24 protein-coding genes are annotated in these 22,719 nt (G+C 61.4%); 10 read left to right on the top strand and 14 right to left on the bottom strand.

Translation table 11 applies throughout. From position 1 onward, the window contains the following. Positions 1–86 precede the first annotated feature (86 nt). Both CAURIM_RS05200 and CAURIM_RS05195 read right to left on the bottom strand, forming a co-directional pair. Positions 87–683, bottom strand: a complete 597-nt coding sequence (locus CAURIM_RS05200) for an adhesin domain containing protein (protein WP_201828397.1) — start codon at positions 681–683, stop codon at positions 87–89. A gap of 386 nt (positions 684–1,069) precedes the next feature. After that, a complete protein-coding gene (locus CAURIM_RS05195; protein WP_201828398.1) occupies positions 1,070–1,846 on the bottom strand; it encodes a hypothetical protein in 777 nt (258 codons plus the stop codon). Positions 1,847–2,007: 161 nt separating this feature from the next. Between CAURIM_RS05195 and CAURIM_RS05190 the strand changes: the two genes are divergently transcribed. Continuing rightward, a complete protein-coding gene (locus tag CAURIM_RS05190) occupies positions 2,008–3,147 on the top strand; it encodes an Mrp/NBP35 family ATP-binding protein (RefSeq protein WP_201828399.1) in 1,140 nt (379 codons plus the stop codon). Between the two features lie 7 nt (positions 3,148–3,154). On the opposite strand, the gene CAURIM_RS05185 is transcribed toward CAURIM_RS05190, so the two are convergent. The 3 genes from CAURIM_RS05185 to sigE form a co-directional block, all read right to left on the bottom strand. Beyond that, complete coding sequence (locus CAURIM_RS05185) at positions 3,155–3,733, bottom strand: twin-arginine translocase TatA/TatE family subunit (protein ID WP_070718753.1); 579 nt, start codon at positions 3,731–3,733, stop codon at positions 3,155–3,157. 67 nt (positions 3,734–3,800) lie between these two features. Continuing rightward, entirely contained in the window at positions 3,801–4,250 is a 450-nt protein-coding gene (locus tag CAURIM_RS05180; protein WP_083276391.1) for an anti-sigma factor family protein, read from the bottom strand. A 94-nt stretch (positions 4,251–4,344) separates the two neighbouring features. Then, positions 4,345–5,010 (bottom strand): RNA polymerase sigma factor SigE, encoded by a 666-nt coding sequence (sigE, locus tag CAURIM_RS05175; RefSeq protein WP_201828400.1) that lies wholly within the window; start codon positions 5,008–5,010, stop codon positions 4,345–4,347. Positions 5,011–5,172: 162 nt separating this feature from the next. Between sigE and CAURIM_RS05170 the strand changes: the two genes are divergently transcribed. Continuing rightward, a complete protein-coding gene (locus CAURIM_RS05170; protein WP_070443206.1) occupies positions 5,173–5,820 on the top strand; it encodes an O-methyltransferase in 648 nt (215 codons plus the stop codon). A 393-nt stretch (positions 5,821–6,213) separates the two neighbouring features. On the opposite strand, the gene glgC is transcribed toward CAURIM_RS05170, so the two are convergent. Beyond that, positions 6,214–7,431, bottom strand: a complete 1,218-nt coding sequence (glgC, locus tag CAURIM_RS05165) for a glucose-1-phosphate adenylyltransferase (protein WP_070443154.1) — start codon at positions 7,429–7,431, stop codon at positions 6,214–6,216. Between the two features lie 165 nt (positions 7,432–7,596). On the opposite strand from glgC, the gene glgA reads away from it, so the two are divergent. Further along, positions 7,597–8,751, top strand: coding sequence for a glycogen synthase (gene glgA, locus CAURIM_RS05160; protein ID WP_201828402.1), 1,155 nt, complete (start codon positions 7,597–7,599; stop codon positions 8,749–8,751). Positions 8,752–8,762: 11 nt separating this feature from the next. Next, complete coding sequence (locus CAURIM_RS05155) at positions 8,763–10,220, top strand: GH32 C-terminal domain-containing protein (protein ID WP_201828403.1); 1,458 nt, start codon at positions 8,763–8,765, stop codon at positions 10,218–10,220. Between the two features lie 339 nt (positions 10,221–10,559). On the opposite strand, the gene CAURIM_RS05150 is transcribed toward CAURIM_RS05155, so the two are convergent. From CAURIM_RS05150 to dapE, 7 genes are all read right to left on the bottom strand, one after another. Continuing rightward, positions 10,560–11,447 (bottom strand): methyltransferase domain-containing protein, encoded by an 888-nt coding sequence (locus CAURIM_RS05150; RefSeq protein ID WP_201828404.1) that lies wholly within the window; start codon positions 11,445–11,447, stop codon positions 10,560–10,562. Between the two features lie 9 nt (positions 11,448–11,456). After that, entirely contained in the window at positions 11,457–11,624 is a 168-nt protein-coding gene (locus tag CAURIM_RS05145) for a DUF3117 domain-containing protein (protein ID WP_010187237.1), read from the bottom strand. 131 nt (positions 11,625–11,755) lie between these two features. Beyond that, on the bottom strand, positions 11,756–12,052 hold the full coding sequence (locus CAURIM_RS05140; RefSeq protein ID WP_201828405.1) for a DivIVA domain-containing protein: 297 nt from the start codon (positions 12,050–12,052) through the stop codon (positions 11,756–11,758). Positions 12,053–12,055: 3 nt separating this feature from the next. Next, positions 12,056–12,793 carry a glucosyl-3-phosphoglycerate synthase gene (locus CAURIM_RS05135; protein WP_201828406.1) on the bottom strand — a complete coding sequence of 246 codons (738 nt, stop codon included), beginning with the start codon at positions 12,791–12,793 and terminating at the stop codon, positions 12,056–12,058. A 3-nt stretch (positions 12,794–12,796) separates the two neighbouring features. After that, positions 12,797–13,609 (bottom strand): dihydropteroate synthase, encoded by an 813-nt coding sequence (gene folP, locus CAURIM_RS05130; RefSeq protein WP_201829591.1) that lies wholly within the window; start codon positions 13,607–13,609, stop codon positions 12,797–12,799. A gap of 26 nt (positions 13,610–13,635) precedes the next feature. After that, entirely contained in the window at positions 13,636–14,406 is a 771-nt protein-coding gene (locus CAURIM_RS05125) for an LOG family protein (protein ID WP_070645270.1), read from the bottom strand. A 7-nt stretch (positions 14,407–14,413) separates the two neighbouring features. Next, entirely contained in the window at positions 14,414–15,502 is a 1,089-nt protein-coding gene (dapE, locus tag CAURIM_RS05120; RefSeq protein ID WP_201828407.1) for a succinyl-diaminopimelate desuccinylase, read from the bottom strand. A gap of 91 nt (positions 15,503–15,593) precedes the next feature. Here dapE and CAURIM_RS05115 point away from each other — a divergent pair, with 91 nt between their 5' ends. From CAURIM_RS05115 to CAURIM_RS05090, 6 genes are all read left to right on the top strand, one after another. Continuing rightward, complete coding sequence (locus CAURIM_RS05115) at positions 15,594–16,952, top strand: amino acid permease (protein WP_201828408.1); 1,359 nt, start codon at positions 15,594–15,596, stop codon at positions 16,950–16,952. 18 nt (positions 16,953–16,970) lie between these two features. Continuing rightward, entirely contained in the window at positions 16,971–17,942 is a 972-nt protein-coding gene (gene dapD, locus CAURIM_RS05110; protein ID WP_201828409.1) for a 2,3,4,5-tetrahydropyridine-2,6-dicarboxylate N-succinyltransferase, read from the top strand. Between the two features lie 123 nt (positions 17,943–18,065). Then, positions 18,066–19,496, top strand: a complete 1,431-nt coding sequence (locus CAURIM_RS05105; RefSeq protein WP_201828410.1) for an amino acid permease — start codon at positions 18,066–18,068, stop codon at positions 19,494–19,496. Positions 19,497–19,977: 481 nt separating this feature from the next. After that, positions 19,978–20,823 (top strand): type IV toxin-antitoxin system AbiEi family antitoxin domain-containing protein, encoded by an 846-nt coding sequence (locus CAURIM_RS05100; RefSeq protein WP_201828411.1) that lies wholly within the window; start codon positions 19,978–19,980, stop codon positions 20,821–20,823. A 69-nt stretch (positions 20,824–20,892) separates the two neighbouring features. Continuing rightward, complete coding sequence (locus CAURIM_RS05095) at positions 20,893–21,102, top strand: helix-turn-helix transcriptional regulator (RefSeq protein ID WP_070443181.1); 210 nt, start codon at positions 20,893–20,895, stop codon at positions 21,100–21,102. Then, positions 21,095–21,577: a hypothetical protein gene (locus CAURIM_RS05090; protein ID WP_070645320.1), complete on the top strand. Its 483-nt coding sequence runs from the start codon at positions 21,095–21,097 to the stop codon at positions 21,575–21,577. The genes CAURIM_RS05095 and CAURIM_RS05090 overlap by 8 nt, the downstream gene beginning before the upstream one ends. 499 nt (positions 21,578–22,076) lie before the next feature. Here the strand turns inward: CAURIM_RS05090 and CAURIM_RS05085 are convergent, their stop codons facing one another. After that, positions 22,077–22,640 carry a GtrA family protein gene (locus tag CAURIM_RS05085; protein ID WP_070730918.1) on the bottom strand — a complete coding sequence of 188 codons (564 nt, stop codon included), beginning with the start codon at positions 22,638–22,640 and terminating at the stop codon, positions 22,077–22,079. Positions 22,641–22,719 lie beyond the last annotated feature (79 nt).

The raw sequence follows: 22,719 nt of genomic DNA, 5'->3' as shown, positions 1-22,719 counted from the left end.
CACGGGTTTACAACAGCGTTGAATGTCGAGCTGGGACCTCGCGTGGCATAGAGATTGCCAGAATGGTCCTTCGTGTAGTTACCCTGTCAGGCGTAGCGCACGGGATTGTCGGCAGTGGCCGAAGCGAACTGCTTGACTTTGTCATCGGTCAGCTCTGCGTAGAGATTCAGGTTTCGTTGTGTGCGAGAAGCAGTAATCTCAATGCTTTCGTCGGCCTTGTGAGTGACGCTCTCGTCAAGGAAGGTCTGGCCGGCCTCCATGGAAGGCACCTCGCCGGTATCCAAGAGTGCGCCATGGTTCCCCGCATTGGAAAAGTACCAATCGGCGAATGTGCGGTCCTTCGAGTTATCAAAGGATACGCTCAGGCCCCACAAGGTCTTGTCACCGTCCGAACCCGGCTCCCGGGTGTTCCAGCTGAAACCAGCCTGGCTGTGATTATCGGTGTTGGCCTCTGAAACAACACACGAACCGGCCGGCAGGTCGGACGGCTTCTGGGCGTCGGTCTCCACCGCGCCGGACTTGTCGCGGATGCCGCCGCTCAGCGTCGCAGCGGTGGCCTCGGGCATCACCGTGTTAAAAGAGGTGATGCTCAACCCACTGAGCGCGAGTGTAATAGCAGAAAGAGCTGCCACTCCTTTACGGGAAGAGCGTCGCTGAGCGGCGCCGTTCCTTGATGCATTCATTCCTTAGGTCCTTTCAAATGCAGTACCCTGCTCCACCCCACAGTGCGGAAACCCAAAAGCCACGGAGACTTCTCAAGACAGTTCCTCACAGATTCCCTACAGAGTTGACAGGAAAAAGGCAGGTGAACCCTAAAAATAATACCCTCCCACACATAAAATCGCAATAAAAAAGGATTTTACCTGCAATTTTTAAAAATAAGCACTTAACTATATGGCAATTATAGATTCCCCAGAATTGCCAGCTCTGTGAGATACTCTCCGGTTTCTGCACGTAGAGGGCGGGCGGTGCTGTGAGGCGTCGCCAAGCTAGGCGCGTTCAGCGCCGTTTTATACAGTCCTAGGTTGTCCCCCTGGTGCCGAGGACTGCGCCCCCTAGTTTTTCTCTTCTAGGATTCCTGGTGGACCAAGTCGGAGCCGCCGGACGAGTTGGAGTCCCCCTCCTCGTTGAGGTTCTGCATGAGGTTGGCCTCCATCCAGGCACGCACGGCCGCCTCAAAGTCCTCGGAGTCTTCCACTTCCTGCACGACTTCATCAAGATCCTGCGTGGTGAGGAACTTGGTGAAGGAGGCTATCTCCAGCTTCTCATCGCGGTTGAATAGCCCATCCTGGTAGACCACGACGTAATTCTGTGGAAGCTCCGGCTTAGAGCTAGGGCAACCTTCAGCACCGGCTGGCTCCACCACGGAGACCTCTGGCGGCAGCGAGGCCATGAGGGCGACGTGGGTGCGCTCCAAAAAGTCCACCCCCTTGGTGCCCTCTTCCTTGGCAGCCACGTAGTCCTTGGAAACCGCGCGGGCTTCCTCCGGGTTGTAGACGCTTAAGAATTCACCCGTGCAGCCGACGAAGAAGTTGCCATTAGTGCTTACCCCGCTGACATGTTCCCCTCCCTGGCGCACCAGCATTGGCTTCTGAGAAACGGTAGCCGCGCGTCCCTCATCGCGCAGGGTCTGGCGATAGATCTCCGCCAGCACGCGCTGCTCATGGGAAGTCGGATCAATCATGATGGTGATCGGCGCCGAGTTCACTGGGTTCGGTTCCGGCTTGGGTTCATACCCAGAGCAGGCGCTTAACGACGCCCCCACAACCCCCACCAAGGCCACCCCAACAATGCGGGCGAAGGTGCGGGAATGTGCAATAAGGCGGGGCATCAGAATCAGGCGCATTCTTTCTATTCAACTGGACATGTCGAGCACACATGTCGCTGTTCTTCAGGGTCCAAAGTCCGCAGCGCTGGGCCGCAGCATCTGGCTGAATTTTACACGCCCCGCTGGCCAGACGGCGGGGTGGCTCTCCCCGATAGCACGTGACTAGACTAATGCCCGTTATGACTAGCGCTATTACTGAATCTTCCGTTCGCGACGCGCTCACCCGCGTCGATGACCCAGAAATCGGCCGCCCCATCACGGAGCTCGGCATGGTGAAGTCCGTGACTGTTAACGGTTCGGACGTGGATATCGAGCTTTATCTCACCATCGCCGGCTGCCCGATGAAGGGCACCATCGAGTCCAATACCCGCGCGGCCGTCGCAGAGCTCGACGGTGTCGGCGACATCAGCATCTCCATGACGCCGATGAGCGACGAGCAGCGTAAAGAACTCAAGCAGAAGCTGCGCGGCGGCCAAGCCGAGCCGGAGATCCCCTTTGCCAAGCCGGAGTCCACTACCCGAGTCTTTGCGGTGGCCTCCGGCAAGGGTGGCGTGGGCAAGTCTTCCGTCACGGTGAACCTTGCCGCGGCCTTGGTCAAGAAGGGCCTCAAGGTAGGAATCGTGGACGCCGATATTTACGGCCACTCCGTCCCCAGCCTGCTGGGTTCCACGGCGGGCCCCACAGTGCTTGACGACGAAATGCTGCTTCCCCCCATCTCCCACGGCATCAAGCACATTTCCATTGGCCAGTTCGTGGAGGGCAATGCGCCCGTGGTCTGGCGCGGGCCGATGCTCCACCGCGCACTTCAGCAGTTCCTCGCAGATGTCTTCTGGGGTGACTTGGACGTGCTCCTGCTGGACCTGCCACCGGGTACTGGTGACGTTGCCCTGTCCGTAGCCCAGCTCATCCCTAATGCGGAGCTCCTCATCGTGACCACGCCGCAGGCGGCCGCCGCCGAGGTGGCCGAGCGTGCCGGTTCCATCTCCCAGCAAACGCGCCAGCGCGTGGCCGGCGTGATTGAGAACATGGGTGCCATGGTCATGCCGGATGGTTCCACCATGGACATCTTCGGCTCCGGCGGCGGCAGCGTGGTGGCCGAGCGCCTCAGCGTGCTGCTGGGCCACGAGGTTCCCCTGCTGGCCAGCATTCCGCTCGATCCGAGCCTGCGCGCGGCTGGCGATGCCGGAATCCCCATCGTCATTTCCGCGCCCGACTCCCCCGCTACCCAAGCCATCACCAAGGTGACGGATTCCATTGCGGTGCGCTCCGATTCCCTCGTGGGCAAGAAGCTCGGCTTGGGTGTAACCCGCAAAGGCTAAATAGCCTTTAGGTGACATCCTCCCAGGAGGAGCTGCCCTCGCCGGTGGGCGCATTCCCACCGCGCGGGGGCTGTGTCGTTTTAGTCGCCTTCTCCCCCGTCGGCTGTTGTACTCCGGCGTTCAGGTCCGGGTAGACCTCCGAATAATCAAAAGTCGGCCGGCCAGGGGTCTGCTGCGGCGCTGGCTGCGCCGGACCCTGCTGCGTGTGCGCGGGTTGGTTGTTCATATCCGCATCGTGCTCATACGGGCTGGTGCTCTTCTTGATGTCCTCAGCCATCTTCTTCGGGTTGAAGTCATCCCAGGCGGAATCGTCGCCGTCGAAAAGCGCCTTGGTGATAACCCCGCGCGGGCCCATCCGCGTCCACTCCGCCGCCTGACTCAAAGGCACCCGGAGATCGTCGAACTCCGCCCCGAGACCGCTCATCTCGCCGTTGAGCTCCGCCTTGGCGTTGGCAATGGCCTTGCGCGCCGCGTAGATAGCCGCACGGACATCCATAATCACGCCGGGCAGGCGCTCGGGACCAATGATCACCAGCCCCAGCAGCACGATGACGAGGATCTCTACCCAACCAATTGAGGAAAACACGAAACTATCTTAACTACTTAGCTAGTGGTGACTGGGCGACGGGCGCGCGGGAGGCTTCGGTCTCTTGTTAGCCCCGCTGGTTATGCCGGATGGCGCGCACCACCATTTCCACCTTGTCCAGGAAATCCTGGCGTGGCTGGTGCGCGGGCGCTTCCGCATCCGGCCCGGGCCCTATGCCCTGATGGGCGATACCCGCGAGCTTCGCCATGAGGGAATCCGGGGCCTTAACATGGGATTCCACACTGCATTCACGAACCCACTCGGCGGCGTTGCGCTGGTGGTGAATCTCCGCCCGGCATTCCGGGCAGTGCACGAGGTGGATGCGTACGCGGTGGGCATATTTGGCCGGCATTTCGCCGTCGACAAAAGCGACGACCGCCTCGGGCCCCAAATGGCCGATAGTATCTGCCCGCTGGGCGCGGGACTTTGCTTTATCGCGGACTTTGGCTTGGGCCTCGGTGAAGAACCCGGACAGGCTCAGGGAATGCCCGTCGCTGCTATGTCCTTCTGCATTCACCTCAACGTCACCTCACCTCAGTGCATGCTCTTCTGCAGTGGCCTAGCGCTTAGCTGCGGGAGTCTAGCCCTCTATGATTCAAACGCTGCCCAGTCTAGCGGGTACGCAGCAGGCTGCGCGTGTCTGCGTTTGTCTGGGCTTCCTTTTCCAGCGCGGCACGCAGCTGGGAGCGGCCGCGGTGGATGCGCGAACGCACAGTACCCATTTTCACGCCGAGGGTTTCAGCGATTTCGTCGTAGCTCATACCCACGACATCACAGAGAACCACCGCCACACGGAAGTCCGGCGCCAGGTTATCCAGGGCTGATTGCAACGCCGGATCCAGGTTGGCCACCGAGTAGGCCTGCTCCGGGGTCATATCTGTACCTGGGACACGCTCATAATCCTCCGGCAGCGCCTCCATGCGGATCTTGGAGCGGTGGCGGACCATATCCAAAAAGAGATTGGTGGTAATCCGGTGCAGCCAGCCCCCAAAGGTTCCTGCTTGGTACTTATCCAAGGAGCGGAAGACGCGCATGAAGGTTTCCTGCGTGAGGTCTTCGGCATCATGCTGGTTACCAGACAGGCGATACGCCAAGCGATAGACATCATCGGCGTGCTCAGCCACGAGCTCACTCCACGAAGGCATCTCGGCCTGGCCGGCGTCGAATGCAGCGGTTCCGGTCAACTCCTCAGTTTCAGCGCTGACAGCATGGCTGTCAGTGGCAGAGGAATCGGTGGAACGGTGAGCATGCTCAAACTCGCGCTGCTGTGTGGTCATGGCGAATATCTTTCTATAGTGCGCGTCGAAACTCCAGCCACGGCCCTGTGAGCAGCCTGTGAATCCGTCACACCTCTTACATGCGCTTCTTGCGTCACAGCTGATGAGAGTTGCGGGCGATTCTCGGCACGCAGCTGAGGCGATTTCACTATGGTTTTCTTTGTGACTACTACGGCTTATGACGCAATGCGTACCTATATCGAATCCACCAGCGAGGTCTCCGAGGTGCTCGCCGGCGCCCGCGCCCATGCGGAGGAGTACGGCCTGCCGGCCCCGGATGAAGCCACCGGCCAGCTGCTCAGCACGCTCGCGGCGGCTTCATCCGGCACCACCTCCCGCCCGCAAGCGGTAGCGATTACTCCCGCAGCATCCGTCGTGGGCCTCTACTTGCTCGCCGGCATGCCGGAGAACGGAATCCTTACCTGCATTGACCCGGAAGCCGAGCACCAGGCCAGCGCCAAGAGAACTTTCCGCGAGGCCGGCTACTCCCCTAGCCGTGGGCGCTTCTTGCCCTCGCGGCCCCTCGACATCATGGGCCGCCTAGCCAATGACACCTACCAGGTGATTTACGCCGAGGTCCCAGCGCTCGATATGCCCGCGCTGCTCAAGGCCGCTTGGCCTCTACTGCATCAGCACGGCACCTTGGTGTTGGCCAATGCGCTTCTCGACGGCACCGTCGCCGACCCCTCCCGCACCGACCGCGACACCGCCGCCGCCCGCGAAGCCGACGAATACGCTCGCTCTCTCGAGGGTGCTGCCGTCACTCGCCTGCCGTATGGGGCGGGCCTAACACTCATCACCAAGCTGTAGTCGCCTTCTGAAACTGCCCGATCTGCCAAAACCATCGCCCGTTTTTCGATCGGCACGGAGATTTTCGTCATCTAGGGCACCGTTGGTTTAGCCACTGATACGTCTCCGAGCTAAACCCCGCCCTGTGTCGCCGGTGTCCTTTTGGCGCCGACTTTTTATTCCTTCTCCGTTCCCCCACCCTTCGCGCTCACCGTGGGGGCTTCTCTAGGCGGGCTGCGCGCTCTCGGTGAGCGCGAAGGGAGTGTACTGAAAGGTGCGGTGTTGCAGGGCGTTGTTACGCAGCTCCTGAAGCATTCCGGGACTCGTCGGCACCACCAAAACCACGAAAAGCGGACGTGGAGTGGACTTCAATCCACCCACACGCCCGCTTAAGGCGCTGCGCTGTCTCGCGGCTTAGACCTTTACGTTCTTGCCCACGACAACCACGCCGCCCTCAGACACCTTGAATCGCTCCTCATCGCGCTCGCGGTCAACACCAATGATGGCCCCGTCGCTGACCACCACGTTCTTGTCCAAGATGGCATGACGAACTACCGCGCCCCGGCCAATGCGCACGCCTGGCAGGATGACGGAGCCTTCCACCGTCGCGCCATCCGCCACGTGCACGTCTGAAGCCAACACGGAGTTGCGCACCGTACCACCGGAGACGATGCAGCCCGGAGCCACCATCGAAGACTGCGCAATACCGTTCTGCACGAACTTCGCCGGCGGGAAATTGGAATCATCCGTGGAGTGAATGGGCCACGAACGGTTGTACAGGTTGAAAATCGGGTGCACCGAAATCATGTCCATGTGTGCCTCATAGAAGGAGTCGATGGTGCCAACATCACGCCAATAGCCATGGTCACGCTCCGTGGCACCGGGCACCTCATTGGCCATGAAGTCATAAACATGCGCCTGCCCACGCTCCACAAAATAAGGAATGATGTTGCCGCCCATGTCATGTGCGGAGTCCTCATCCTTTTCGTCTTCCAGCAAAGCGTCGATAAGCGCCTGCGTGGTAAAGACATAGTTGCCCATGGAGGCGTAGGTCATGTTCGGGTCGTCCGGGGTCGCCGGAGGATTGGCAGGCTTCTCGACGAACTCCGTAATCGTACCCATCCCATCCGCCTGAATGCAGCCAAAGGCAGAAGCCTCAGAACGCGGGACGCGGATGCCCGCCACCGAGCAGTCCAGGCCAGTCGCGATGTGCTCCTCCACCATCTGCGCTGGGTCCATGCGGTAGACGTGGTCAGCACCGAAGACGATGACATAATCCGGCTTCTCGTCATAGATGAGGTTCAGCGACTGCAGGATCGCATCGGCCGAACCGTTGTACCAGCGCTTACCGCGGCGCTGCTGAGCGGGCACGGAAGCGATGTACTGCGGAGTCGGACCAGACAGGTTCCACGCTTGGGAGATGTGGCGGTCCAGAGAGTGGGACTTGTACTGGGTCAGCACAGCAATTTTGAGGAATCCGGCGTTGACAAGGTTCGACAGCACGAAGTCGATCAGGCGATAGGAACCACCGAAAGGAACGGCGGGCTTAGCGCGGTCTTCCGTCAGCGGAAAGAGGCGCTTTCCCTCGCCGCCGGCAAGGACAATAGCAAGGACATTAGGAAGGCTTCTCACACCACCCAATTTATAGACGTTTTCTGGATCGCGCAGAAGAAGTGCGTTTGTTTCTACCCCCCATTGTCCACCTCACACCTCGCCCGCTGCTTTCCGACGAACCACCGCACCGACCTGTCCATCAAGGTTTAGCGCGAGCTGTGGATAATCCGTATTCTGGCGAGTATGAGAGCCGGAATATTTTCTAAGGAGTATCCGCCAGAGATTTATGGCGGAGCGGGCGTCCACGTTGCAGAGCTCACGCGCTTCATGCGTGAGATTATTGATGTCTCTGTGCACTGCATGGGTTCTGAACGCGATGAGAAGGACGTCTTTGTACATGGCATTGATCCTGCGTTGAAGGAGGCCAATGCCGCCGTGCAGACGCTTTCCACGGGTCTGCGTATGGCCAATGCCGCTTCTGATATCGATGTGGCTCACTCCCATACCTGGTACACCGGTCTAGGTGGCCACCTTGCCGGCCGCCTATACGGCATCCCCCACGTGGTCACCGCGCACTCGCTCGAACCGCACCGCCCATGGAAGCGCGAGCAACTCGGTGGTGGCTATGAGATCTCCTCGTGGTCCGAGAAGAACGCTATGGAATATGCCGATGCCGTCATCGCCGTGTCGGCCGGGATGAAAGATTCCATCTTGGATGCCTACCCCCGCATCGACGCCGACAAGGTCCATGTAGTCCTTAACGGCATTGATACTCAGGTCTGGCAGCCGGGTGAATCCACGGTGCTGGATGAGCTGGGCGTCGACAAGCAGCGTCCCATCGTTGCCTTCGTGGGCCGGATTACTCGGCAGAAAGGCGTCAAGCACCTGCTCAAGGCTGCCCAGAGCTTTGATGCAGACATTCAGCTTGTGCTGTGTGCTGGCGCGCCGGACACACCGGAGATTGCGGCAGAGACCGAAGCCCTCGTGGAGGAACTGCGCGCGCAACGTGACGGCGTGTACTGGGTCAAGGACATGCTCTCGCGCGAGGAGATCAAGCAGGTCTACTCCGGTGCGGAGGTTTTCGTGTGCCCCTCTATTTATGAGCCGCTGGGGATTGTCAACCTTGAGGCAATGGCCTGTGGCACCGCGGTTGTGGCCTCCAATGTGGGTGGCATCCCTGAGGTCGTCGTGGACGGCGAAACCGGCGTTCTGGTCAACTATGACGCAAATGACGAAGCCACCTTTGAAGCTGATCTGGCTGCCGCTGTGAACCGTGTCGCCGCCGATAAAGAGCTGGCATTACGATTCGGTTCCGCCGGCCGCCAGCGCGCCATCGAGGACTTCTCGTGGGCTACCATCGCGCAGCAGACCGTGGACATTTACCGCTCGTTAATGTAGGAAGGACTGCCGTGACGCATAAAGAAACGCACCATCGCCCAGAACTTCACTTCGTTCCCGATAGCGGGATCCTCGACGCCCCCGCAGGAATCGTTCGGGACGGTCATACCTGGCACTTGTTCCACCAGTACCGTCCTGATGCCGGCCAGCCTGCGCGCTGGGGCCATTCCACCTCTGAGGAAACGGCCTTCGAGTGGCTGGAGTGCGACGACGTCCTCGCCACCGTCGGCGGCGAGCTATCGCTGCGTGCAGGATCCGTGGCGGAAGGAAAGGACGCTCTCAACCTGTATTTCACTTCGGTGACCTCGGTCGGCACTAGCGTGCGCTTGGCGCGCTACACCGACTACGCCGATGAATGCATCGTGTCAGATGACCCTTCGGCGCTCGACCCAGACGTTGTCCGCTTCGGGGAAGCCGTAGGCGCCCATACCAATTATGACCGCTTCCGCTCGCCCTCCGTGGTCCCGGACTGGGCCAAGGAAGACCGCGAAGAGGGACACGATGGCTGGCTTATGCTGGCGCTAACCGGGCATTCCGATGCACCAGTACCGGTGATCCTGGACAGCCCCAATGGCGAATCCTGGACGCTTCTCGGGCCCTTGAGCTTCGATGGTGATCCTGGCTTTAAGGAGGGCGAAGTTCCGGCCACCTCTCCCATCCCGCCGGTGGTTTCACCGCGTCTGGTACGCCTGCGCGACGAGGTGGATAGGGAAATTTACGACGTTCTCTTCGTGACCTTGGAACGCGAGGGCCGCGATGTCTCCGGATATATCGTGGGCCGCCTTGATGGCACTGTGTTCACCGTGGCGAAGGGCTTCCAGCGCGTGGACTTTGGCCATGACTTCTCCCGCCCGCGCAACACCAACACCACGACCGGAACAATTCCGCAGGATTGCCGCTACGACCGCGCAGTCATCCTCGGTCTGCTCAACGGCAACGGCCGCGGCGATGATGCCACCAAGCACCCCACGTGGGAGGCTGAGGGCTGGGCTAATAGCTTGTCCCTGCCGCGCGCGGTGACGCTGCAGGACGGCGTGCTGTTCCAAACCCCGGCGGAGGGGCTGCCGGATGCTGTAAAGCTTTCGGATTACGCACAGTCTTGGACGGGCGTCCTCGAAGTACCTACGGGTTCGAGCGTGACCGTGACGCTGAAGGACGGCTCTGGCGATACCGCTGCGGTCATTCGCCATACTGGTGAAGAAATCAGTCTGGACCGCTCCATGTCCAAGGCCTTCGATAACTACTTCAAGGACTCCGCTCCTGCGGTAGCGCCGCTGGCTGAGGGGGATTCGGATACCCTCACCGTCATTCAGGATGGTGCCAGCGTTGAGGTCTTCGTCGACGGCGGTTTGGTGGCCATGAGCTCCCGTGTCTACTTCGATGGTGGTTGCTCCGCCATCGAGGTCAGCACCGATGGCGAAGCTGTCATTGAGCAATCGTGGAGCCGCAAGGGTACCAAGCGCTCCTAATCGCATCGACTGCGAGACGGCATATAGGAGGAGGACCGAGTTGTCTCGGTCCTCTTTTTAATGCGCCCCCTACCCTTCGCGCTCACCGGGGTTCTCAAACAACCACCGCGGGCGCTGCCGGTGAGCGCGAAAGGAGATTGAGGCGGAGGTCGATGCAGATGCCTTCGAGCGCCGACAAGACCACGCAACGTCAGAGCCACAACGAGCCAGGCCGGGCCTCACCCCGCCCTTCGCGCTCACCGCGGACATCAAACAACCACCGCGGGCGCTGCCGGTGAGCGCGAAGGGTGGTTTCGAAGAGACGCAGCGAAGGAAGGCCCTAAAAAGGAGCGTCAGCAATTAGGCCGAGCGCAGGCGATCCAGGCGAGCGCGAGCCGTCACGGTCAGCGACTGCGGCAAGGAGGCCATGCGCTCTGCCAGCTCTTCCGGACTGATGTGGCGCGCCGACGGGCTCATGCCGACCTGTGCGGCGATGGAGGCCTTATCCAAGACGATGGGGAAGGAAATATCGACCGGGTCGGCTGCCTGCTCCAAGAAACCTTCCGCCTGCGCGTAAAGGCGTTCCACCTTGCCTTCTTCCACACCGAGGATGCCCAGAGGCTCCCGCAGCTCGTCCAGATGGCCCGCCTGTGGAGTCAGCACGATGACCTCCCCGCCCGGTGCGAGAACGCGCTGGAACTCCGCCGGATTGCGCGGGGCGAAGACCACCGAGATGGCGTGAATCGAATCATCCTTTAGCGGAAGACGCTCCCATACATCCGCAACCACGGCACCAACTCGCTCATGCGACTTGGCCAAGTGCTTAGCCGCGTGCGTAGAGATATCCAGGCCAACGCCGCGTGCGCCCGCAATCGAATCAAGGGTGTGAGCGAGGTAGTAGCCAGTACCCGCGCCGACCTCAAGGAGCGCAGGGGCGGTGTCCGCATTCAGGCCAGCCGCATGTTCAGCCGCATCCTGGGTCTCCAGAGAATCCTGCACCGCACCGGTGACTGCCTCCACGAAGGGAGCAAAGTGTCCCATGGCCAGGTAGGTTTCGCGGGCGTTGACCATCGCAGCATCATCGCCTTGGTGCTTCAAACCGGCACCAGCTGCCAGCGTGACGTAGCCCTGCTTGGCCACATCATAGGAATGGCCGGTCTCCGACACGAGGCGGGAAAAATCATCCGCACCCTGCAGGGCGCTGCCATCGGCGGGATCGGCCAGAATATCGACGATATGTGAAAGCATGCTCCTAGACTAGCTAGAAACTGCTACGAGGAGTGAACCCAGCTCCGCTGCTTCTTCTTTGCTGAGCTCAATCACAATGCGCCCACCCCCGTCAGAAGGAATGCGCATGACAATCTTGCGGGACTCCTCTACCGCTTCCATCTCTCCACCAGTGGTACGGGGCTTCATCGCTGCCATATTGAGTCTCCTTCGACTGAGTTTTGTACGTCCCTCTAGTCTAGCCCTTTTTCAGCCGACGGCGGCAGGCTCGTTCCCACAGGCTTCCCCGCAAGCTCCCTCACGGCTTCGTCCAAGGACGAGTCAAAGGGCTACGCCGAAGGTTCGGAAGAAGCGTCAGACGATGTCGCCGGCGCGGCCTTTAAACGGCGCTCCACCGCAGCTAGGAGGGCATCCACCTGGTCCTGACGGTAGCCGCGCGCGACCACGTCGAAACGCAGGTCGTCGAAACGCCCCTCGTCAAGAGCCTGCAGATTCTCATTAACAGTGCTCACCGCTATGTCGGGTGCGTCCATGACAGTTCCGCGCCCCACAAGGGTTCCCCACAACCATGTACCAATGATCACGAGAGCGATGAGGACAACGAACAGCAGCATCCAGGACAACATGCGCTAAATCTTACCCAGCAGCGGCGGTCGTTGGGTAACAGGCCCGACCACGCCCGCGCGGGAGAGGATGGTGCGCGAAACTACATCGGCCATCGGGGATAGCTCATGGAGCGGGCGGTTGCGGTGGGCGCGAGTGCCCAGGTCCACTTCGGCGATGGCGTGGGGGCCGTGGCGCTTGGCGACGTCTATCAGTAACCCCGCTTCCACCCCATAGCCCGCGACGAAAGGCAACCCCACAGCCGCATCGCGGCGAATTGCATACTCCCCGCCCAAAGGCTGATCAATGTGCGCGAGCTCTGGGAAAAACATGCGCAGAAGCGGCTTGGCGCTCAGCTCCGTGACCCGCCCGCCACCTGTGGGCTGACCGTTCAGGCTGCGTGTATAGCGCGCCTTGACCAGCTGCACGTGGGGGTCCACAAAAGGCTCACTTAGCGCGGTCACCATGCCGGGGGCGGCGGATTCTAAATCCGCATCGATGAAGACGACGACCTCGCCCCGGGCCGCGGCCACCCCGCGCCACAAGGACTCGCCCTTGCCAGGCTGCGGCGGCTCCTCCACCACGTCGCGCCAATTGCACACCCGAGCCCCGGCCGCGGCTGCCTGTGCTGCGGTCCCATCGGTGGAGTCGGCGTCGACGACGATGACCTCTAACGGATCGTCCGCCAGGCAGGCGCGCACCACGTGGGCGACGGTGCGCTCCTCATTAAGCGCAGGGATGACTACAGAAACGCTGACAGACATGGCTTAGGCTAGCCCCCGGGTCGTCGCCAAGGGCGCCATCTGGCCCTGGATGGCGGCGGTCATCCGAATGACATCGAGCGTCGGGGCCACCTCATGGACCCGGAATGCCGCCACGCCCCGTGCCGCCGACCATGCCGTTGCCGCCAGTGTGCCCGCGACGCGCTGGTCCACGGCGCGGTCGAGGGTCTCACCCACAAAGTCCTTGTTCGACAAGGCCATGAGCACCGGCCAGCCCGTCGCCACGATCTCCTCTATGCGCCGCAACAACTCCAAACCGTGGAATGTGTTTTTGCCAAAGTCGTGTGTGGGGTCGATGAACGTCAACTCCTCCGGACAGCCGAGGTCGGCGGCGCGCTCAGCTAGCCGCGTGGTCTCGGTGATGACATCGGCGACCACATCGTCGAAGTGCACACGATGCGGGCGGGTGCGTGGGGTCACGCCACCGGTGTGCGAGCACACGTAGCCCACCTTGTGGTGGCCAGCCACCTCGATGAGCTCGGGGTCCCAGCCGGCCCACGTGTCGTTGACCAGACCAGCACCGGCGGCGATAGCCGCTTCTGCTACCTCAGCGCGCCACGTATCCACGGAAATCAGCGCCTCCGGGCGGCGGCAGTGCAGCTCCGCGATGGTGGGCACGACGCGCTCGATCTCCTCGGCCGCGTCGACGTGCTCACCCGGGCCGGCCTTGACTCCGCCGATGTCGATGATGGAGGCGCCGTCGTCAAGCGCCTGCTCAGCGCGCTGGATGGCGGGGGCGAGCTCGAAGGTGGCGCCCTTGTCGTAGAAGGAGTCGGGTGTGCGGTTCACAATCGCCATGACCCGCGCGAGGTTGTGCGCTTGGGTCACTTGTTTTCTTGCTCCCGCAAGCGCTTGTCCGACATCACCTTGTGCGCGGCCAAGATGTGGGCGACGGCTTCGTCGATATCGTCGGTGATCAAGAAGAGATCAAGGTCTTCAGGGTTGATGAACCCGCCCTCGGCCAAGGTTTTCTTCATCCACTCCACCAAGCCGGACCAATATTCGGTGCCCATGAGCACGATGGGATAGTTGGTCACCTTACCGGTTTGGACCATGCACATGACTTCGAAGAACTCATCCATGGTGCCCATGCCACCCGGTAGGCAGATGAAGGCCTGGGAGTACTTGAGGAACATGGTCTTGCGCGCGAAGAAGTAGCGGAAGTTCAGGCCAAGATCGACGTAGGGGTTCAGGCCCTGCTCGTGCGGCAGCTCGATGCCTAAGCCCACAGACAGTCCGCCGGCCTCATGCGCGCCGCGGTTGGCCGCCTCCATGATGCCGGGGCCGCCGCCGGTGATAACGGCGTACTTGGCCTCTACTAGGCGGCGGCCCAAGGCAACGCCCAGCTGGTAATTCGGATCATCCTCCGGGGTGCGCGCAGAGCCGAAGACGGTCACGGCCTTGGGCAGCTTGGCCAGCGCGTCAAAGCCGTCCACGAACTCGCCCTGAATGCGCAGGACGCGCCAGGGATCGGCGTGCTGCCACTCATGATCCGCACCGGACTGCAGCAGGCGCTGGTCAAAGGTGGAGGACTGCTCTCCAGCAGTGCGCACGAGAAGAGGTCCGCGCAGAGTGCGCAGTTGCTCAGGCGTCATAGTGGTCTTATCCCTTCAGGTAATTCAAGAGTGCGGTCGAGACTTCGGTGATCTGAACGACGGGCACTTGCTCGTCCTTCTTATGGGCAAAGCCCGGATCCCCAGCGCCGAAATTGACGGCTGGGGTCCCCATCTCGGAGAAACGGGCCACATCGGTCCAACCATACTTGGCGCGGACGTTGCCGCCGACGGCGTCGACAAGCGCGCGTGCCGCCGGCTGGCCCAAACCGGGCAAGGCTGCACCCGCGATGTCATCGACCTCCACGGTGATGTTCTCGTGCTCGCCGAGGACCTCCATCAGGTGCGCCAGCGCCTCCTCGGAGCTGCGGTCAGGGGCAAAGCGGAAGTTGACGAACATCCAGGCCTCATCCGGGATGGTATTGGTGGCCACGCCGGATTCGAGGTGGACGATGTTGAGGCCTTCCTTGTAGGTGCAGCCGTCTATCTCGACGTCGCGCGGCTGGTAGTTGGCCACGTTGAGCATCACCGGTGCCAAGGTATGCGCCGCATTGGAGCCGAGCCAGGCGCGTGCCGAGTGCGCGCGGGTACCGTGGGCGGTAACGCGCACGCGGATGGTGCCCTGGCAGCCGGCCTCGATCATGGCGCCGGAAGGCTCACCCAGCAGCGCCAGGTCCCCCTGCAACCACTCCGGGTGATCTTTTTGCAGGTGGCCCAGGCCGTTGAATTCGGTGGCGACCTCCTCGCCCTCATAGGCAATAACCGTGAGATCGTGCTTGAGCTCATCGGAGTTGTACAGCTGCGCAAAAGCGTTGAGGTAGACAGCCATGCCGGACTTCATGTCAACGGTGCCGCAGCCATACATGGTGGCGCCGTCCTCCGACATGGTGTGGGGCACGTTATCGGCCAGGGGCACGGTATCGATGTGGCCGGCGAGGACCACGCGGCTTTCGAAGCCCCGATTCGTCCGGGCACAGACGGTGTTACCGTAGCGTTCCACCTCTACTTTGCTCTGGTCCAGACCACGCAGAGCCTCTTCGACCGCAGCGGCGATCGCTTGCTCGTGGTGTGAAGGGCTGGGGATATCCACCAAGGCCTTGGTCAGCTCAATGGGATCGGAGAAGAGATTTAAAGTCACAACCCGCCATGCTAGCGCCCCCGGTTGCTTAGTGCATTGCGTAAAGTACTTCCCGTTGCAAACAATCAACAGCGTTGAAGGTGATTTCCCTATGGCTGCGGCCACTCAACTCAAAACCCGCCACCTCACCATGATGGGGCTCGGCTCCGCGGTGGGCGCGGGCCTCTTCCTGGGCGTCGGCCTGGGCATCCAGGTCTCCGGCACTTCCGTCCTTATTTCCTATGCGGTGGCTGGTGTGCTCATCGCCTTGGTGATGTGGATGCTCGGTGAGATGGCTGCCGCCCGCCCTTCGTTGGGTGCTTTCTCCACTTATGCGGGCCAGGCTTTCGGGCCGTGGGCGCGGTTCACGCTGGGCTGGATTTACTGGTTCATGCTGGTCATGGTGATGGGCGCAGAGATTACTGGTGCCGCGGCAATCGTCTCCAACTGGTTCGGGGTAGACCCCTGGATTCCAGCATTGGTGGCCGTAATTCTCTTCGCCATCGTCAACTTTGCCGCCGTGGGCGGCTTCGGCGAATTCGAGTTCTGGTTCGCCATCATCAAGGTTGCCACCATCGTGGCCTTCCTCGGCATCGGCGTGCTCATGGCACTGGGCATCCTGCCGGGTATGGTTCTCTCGGTGGCGGGCCACAACTTTACGGAGAACTTCCTCCCCAATGGCGGCCCCGGCTTTGCTGCCGGCCTGCTCGCCGTGGCTTTCGCATTCGGTGGCATCGAACTGGTCACCATTGCCGCAGCTGAGTCCGAAGACCCCGCACACAACGTGGCCACTGCCGTGCGCGCCATCATCGTGCGCATCATGGTCTTCTACATCGGCTCCATTCTGGTCATCACCATGGCCTTGCCTTTCAGCTCTATCCAGGACGCCGATGTGGCCGCGGACTCGCCCTTCACGTTGGTCCTTGCGGCCGCGAAAATCCCCTTCGCCGCGGGATTCATGGAGGCGATCATTGCCCTGGCGCTGCTCTCCGCCTTCAACGCGCAGATCTACGCCACCTCCCGCTTGGTCTATGACATGGCTAAGGACCACAGCGCGCACCACGTCTTTTTGAAGACCAACGCCTCCGGCTCCCCCATTTATGCGGTGGTGCTCTCCATCGTCTTCGCCTTTGCATCGGTAGCTCTGCAGTACTGGAACCCGCCGGGACTTCTGGCCTTCCTCTTCAACGCGGTGGGCGGTTGCTTGCTGATCATCTGGTGCTTCATCGTGGCTTCCTACATCAAGCTGCACCCTCAGATGAAAGCCAATGGAGAGCTCACCACGCTGCGTGTTCCGGGCTTCCCGTGGCTGCCATGGATCACCGCCCTGGCGCTGGTGGGTCTTACAATTCTCATGCTTTTCGATCCCTCCGCCCGCAACCAAGTCCTCGCCGTCCTCATCCTGACCGTGGCCCTGGTTGTGATATTCCACCTACTTCCGGGTAACTCAAGGCGCGCGGCGGACGCGTAACTGCTAGGGTGTGAGCCTATGACTTCAGCATCCGCACGCGGCCTGGCAACCATTACCCACGACGGCACCGTCCTGGACGTCTGGTTCCCCGCAGTTCACACCGATATCTCTGTAGAAGCCAGCGGCACCGAGCGCTTGGAGGAGGTTCCGCAGCAATTCGCTGATCTGGTGGGCCCTGACGAAGAGCGCGGCGTCGCCCGCATCGCGGTGGAGACCTCCATCAAGGATCTGGACGAGGCTCCCGCCGACACCTACGACGCCTACCTGCGCCTGCACCTGCTCTCCCACCGCGCAGTCAAGCCTCACGGCCTGAACGTAGACGGGATCTTCGGCAAGCTGGCCAACGTCGTGTGGACCAACTACGGCCCCTGCGCGGTTGCCGATTTCCAGATGGTCCGCGGCCGCCTCGCTTCCCGCGGCCCGGTCGTCGTCTACTCCGTCGATAAGTTCCCGCGCATGGTGGACTACGTTGTCCCCTCCGGCGTGCGCATTGGTGACGCGGACCGCGTTCGCCTAGGTGCCCACCTCGCTGAGGGCACGACCGTGATGCACGAGGGCTTCGTCAACTTCAACGCCGGCACCCTGGGCGCCTCCATGGTCGAGGGCCGTATTTCCGCAGGCGTCGTCGTGGGCGATGGCTCCGATATCGGCGGCGGCACCTCCATCATGGGCACCCTGTCCGGTGGCGGCAAGGAGGTCATCTCCATCGGTGAGCGCTGCCTGCTCGGCGCGAACTCCGGCGTGGGCATTTCGCTTGGCGACGACGCCGTCGTCGAAGCCGGTCTCTACGTCACCGCCGGCACCAAGATTGCCGTCTTTGGCAAGATCGCGGCGGCCCTAGGCCTGTCTGAGGGCGAGACCATCAAGGGCTCCAAGCTCTCTGGTGTTTCCGGCGTGCTGCTGCGCCGCAACTCCGTGACCGGCGCCGTCGAGGCCGTCGATTGGAAGTCTGAGGCTGTGGCTCTCAACGAGGACCTGCACAAGAACTAAGCGCTGCTGCTTGAGGCCCCCGTTTCTGCGGGGGCCTTTCGTGATCCCAGATTCATTCCCTCGCCCACGTCCCTGCGCCACGGGCACCCCTCGATGCCCTACCGCCGACAGCCGCGGCCTAGAATGCTAAAGGTGACTGCTCAAAACGATTCCTCCTCTCGCTCACTCGGCAGCGGCTTGAAGGTCCGCCACCTGACCATGATGGGGCTGGGCTCCACCATTGGCGCTGGCCTTTTCTTAGGCACCGGTGTAGGCATTTCTGCCGCTGGCCCCGCGGTCCTTTTGGCCTACCTCATCGCTGGTTTCCTTGCCATCCTAGTCATGCAGATGCTCGGTGAGATGGGCACGGTCATCCCCGCATCCGGCTCCTTTTCCGAATACGCGGAGCACGGCATCGGCCGCTGGGCAGGCTTTACGCAGGGCTGGATTTACTGGCTCGCCACCGTCGCTGTCCTTGGCGCGGAAATCACCGGCGCCGCCGGATTCATCGGCGCGTGGTTTAACTGCCCGCCCTGGATCCCCGCTGCCATCTGCGTGGCACTCTTCGGAACCATCAACCTTTTGCGCGTGCGCTTGTTCGGCGAGTTCGAGTACTGGTTCGCCTTCATTAAGGTTGCCGTCATCATTGCTTTCCTCATTATCGGCGCACTATTGATTTTCGGACTGCTTCCCGGCCATACCTTCATCGGCACATCTGTCTTTCTTGCCGACGGCTTCATGCCCAACGGCCTCGGTGGTGTGGCCGCCGGCCTGCTCGCCGTAGCTTTCGCCTTCGGTGGCATCGAGGTCGTCGCCATCGCTGCGGCGGAATCCGAGGATCCCGAGAAATCCCTCGTCAACGCCGTGCGCACTACAATTACCCGCATTTCGGTGTTCTACCTGGGCTCTGTCCTCGTCATCACCTTTCTCCTGCCCTATTCCTCGCTCGGCTCCGCGCAGTCGGCCGCCGAGTCGCCGTTCACCATGGTCTTGGACCGCGCGGGAATCCCAGGCGCGGCAGCCATCATGGAAGTAGTCATCGTTCTCGCACTGCTTTCCGCTTTCAACGCGCAGATTTACGCTTCTTCGCGCATGATGCACTCGCTGGCCTCCCGCGGTGAGGCGCCCAAGCTCTTCGCCGCCACCGACCGCCGCGGCGTCCCGACTGCGGCCATCGCGCTGTCTGTCATTCTTTCCGCGGTGATGGTCGTCCTGAACTATGCGGATACCGGGTGGCTGCTGTCCTTCATGCTCAATGCCGCTGGAGCCTCGCTGCTTATCGTGTGGGTGTTCATCGCGGTGAGCCAGTTGCGCCTGCGCCCCCAGCTCGAGGCCATCCACCCACTGCCGGTGCGAATGTGGGCCTACCCCTACCTCACGTGGTTCGCGTTAGCCCTCTTCGCAGCCATCGCGGTGCTCATGCTTAGTGACGCCTCAGCCCGCATCCAACTCTTCTCCGCCGCCACTATGTTCGCGGTACTCGCAGTTGCAGGTGTCATCAACGCCAAGGCCCGCGGTATCGCCCCGACGTCTCGCCTGCCCCTACCTACGGCCGAGGAGCTCGAGGCCCGCTAGCCGGCCCACACCCTTCGCGCCGCCCCTCTCCCCCTCGCGCTGCGCCTCACTACCGGGCCCCTCCTTCCCTTCGCGCTCACCGGCGCACGACGTCGCGCTGCTTCCCCGCTCCCCCGTGGCCGCGAAGGGCATAGCGCGTGAATAATCCCCTAAGCACGCGCCTTCACACCGCAGCTCCACCCCTTCGCGCTCACCAACGATGGCTAGCACAACGGCCGAGGCCTCCTCGTGAGTGCGAAGGGTACGCGGCCCCGAAGCCGTCATATCCAATGCCCCTCCCGATCCTTCGCGCTCACCGACATCGATCGGGCAGCTTTTTCAAGGCTGCCTGTGAGCGCGAAGAGGTTTTAAGGGAAGTAAGACTACCTAAATTGCGGACACGACAACCTTTACCGCCGAAATCAGCGTCTCGGGGCTGAGTTATCCACAGGCGGGAAATTGACCCTCGACGCGTCGTTAAGCACTGCATACCTTGAGCGTCATGAAGGCATGGACGACCGCGGAGCTTCGCGCGCAAGGCTTGAGCAAGGAGGCAATCAGGCGGAAGCTTCGCGCGGGGACGCTCTTTCGCGTGCACCGTGGGATTTATAGCGACGAGTGGTCGCCGCTAGCTGTGGCGCGGGCTCTGGCGCACGGGCTCAGTCGAATACATTTCACGGGCAAGACCGCGCAGGAGATTCACTTGGGGAGGAAGCTGACCTTTCCACTGGAAGCCGAAGGTCCGCGCACGCTCAAGGGCAAGAATTTTCGGGTGACACATTCACGCCTGGCGGCTACTGCAAAGGTAAATGGCCTGCCTGTTGTTCAGGTGCTGTGGGCAGCTCGTCGTATGGCCGCTAACTGCAGACAACTGCTGGAAGAAAATTATCGCGGCAAGACTGGCCCTGAGCGTTTGGACAATGACCGGTGGAGAATGCGTCGGGTCCCTCGGCGTTTGAAAGAGACGATACGCCGCACGCCCATCGGTACGGACAGCGTGCCGGAGCGCCAGCTCAGTCGAGGCCTTAGCGCAGACGGAATCTTTCCTGAGCACAACGCGCTCATTGCGGGCTACCGCTTTGACCTGAAGATTGGCAAACTCATCGTGGAGGTCGACGGCTGGGAGCACCACAAACATAGTCGTGCGTTTCAGGCAGATCGCTCGAAACAGAACGCAGCAGTAGCTCATGGGTATACGGTTTTGCGCTTTACTGCTGACGATATCCGCTACCACCTCGACGACGCCGTTCTACTCATCAAAACCATGCTTGAGCAGCTCAAAGGACGGAATCCGACGTTGCCGGCTGTGGTGACGCAACCCTATTGGACATGGCACTTGTGTATGTAACTCTTGAATTTATGACAAGCATTCTTTACACTTGGTCACGCAAGCACGACATACTGTAAAGGAAGCCACATGGCCGAGCATCACAATATGGTCCGCAAATGGCGGCGCTGGCTCGAGATGTCCCAAGCCGAACTCGCCGAACGAGCCGGCGTATCCCGCCAAACTATCGCCAATATCGAACGCGGCAACTACTCGCCCTCTGTCTACCTAGCGCTAGACATCTGCCGCGAACTAGGAAAAACCGTCGAAGAAGTCTTTGGAGATGAACAACATGATTAACGCCATTGCCAACTACACGCTCCGCGAGATCGACCGCGCTTCCCGCGACGAATTCGAGCGCGAGACTTTCTACAAGGCCTACGCCATCTCTGCGCCGCCTGCACAGTTCCTCGAGTTCGTTGTCGCCGCCATCCTTGCCTGGGTCCTCCCCGGTCAGATGAGCATGCTGAGCTTCCTCGTCATCGTGCCTTCTGTCTTAGGAAATACCATCGGAACTACGTGGCTGCGCAAACGCGTTGCCGCTCCGCTTGTCGGCCGTAATTGGTCCGCGATGGCGATTTACTTCATACCGATAATCGCGATGATCGCGGGTACCGCATTCAACGCCTATGCACCAGCTGACGGCCACATTCCCTCCGCTTATCTAGCCGGCGCCGCAGTTGGCGCTATCACCGTCCTCATCCTCGCACCCTTCATCCGCCGCTATCAACACCGTCGAGACCAAGCCCGCCTCGACGCCGAGCTCGACGATTAGACCGCACTGCGCGGCCTATCCCCTTCCCGCCCTTCGCGCTCACCGCGGACGGCGGGTTCTCGTTTTTACAGGCGCTGGTGAGCGCAAAGGGAGAATCAGGCGATTACCGCACTAACCCGCAGCTATGATCCTCCCACCTGCCGAAACATTAGTACCTGCTGCGCCGCTGGCACCGGTTCCGCTGCCATCTCCCTTCACGCTCACCGTGTGCGGGAACTAGCGATTCTTTTAGACGCCGGTGAGCGCGAAGGGCGGGCCTCCAGCTTCCATCCCTAAGCGCTCACCAGCGCGATGGCACGCCTCCACGCCAGGTTCCCGGTGAGCGCGAAGGGAGCATTGCTTGCCGACGCCCCCCTTCCCGCTCACCGCAGCATGTAAAAGTCCCCGGCGGCCAACGCTGGTGAGCGCGAAGGGCAGGCGCGGGGCAGGTGCACTGCGGAAGGGCAAGCGGGTTGGCGGAAGGGCAGGCAGGGCGGAAGGGCGGGGCGAAGGGCCGATATTAAGCCGGCTCGGTCTCGTGGACCACGACCGGTGCCTTGGGCTTCGAGCGGAAGGTCCACAGCTTATTGAAGATGAAGTTAATCGGCATCGCCACCACGATGGAAATGGCATTGGCCCAGTAGTACATCGTGCGGAAGCCCGTCGAGTCATCGAAAATATGCGGCGGCAACTGCAGCGGCGAGGTCGGATTCATCAGCAGGTACTGCACCGCGAGCGTGACCAGGTAGGCGCCGATACCCGTGATGAGGAACGGGAAAAAGCCACGTAGCCAGGACACCTTGTTGACGGACTTGAACGTCCACATGCGGTTGAGCTGGTAATTCCAGGTATTCGCCACGAGGAAGGCAATCGTGGAAAAGAGCATGAACCAACGCACGTGGAACTGTGTGCCGAAGAGATTGAACATCGCGTCATGCGGCGTAGCGCCAAACCAGGCCAAACCGCATTTCGCAGCCACGATAGAGGTCGCGATGTTGACCAACGCGCCCGAGCCGCCGACCAGACCAAACTTGATGAACTGGCCAAGATTCGAGGCAAAGCGAGCAAAGCTCAGATCCGCCATGGACACGCCCTTCGTACAAAATGCTCAATTATGATGAATAAAACTTCGTACAAGTTTAGTCCGTCGCTCAGCGCAAACT

The organism is Corynebacterium aurimucosum (assembly GCF_030408555.1).
Classification (GTDB): Bacteria; Actinomycetota; Actinomycetes; order Mycobacteriales; family Mycobacteriaceae; genus Corynebacterium; species Corynebacterium aurimucosum.
This window is presented reverse-complemented; position numbering and strand designations above follow the sequence as displayed.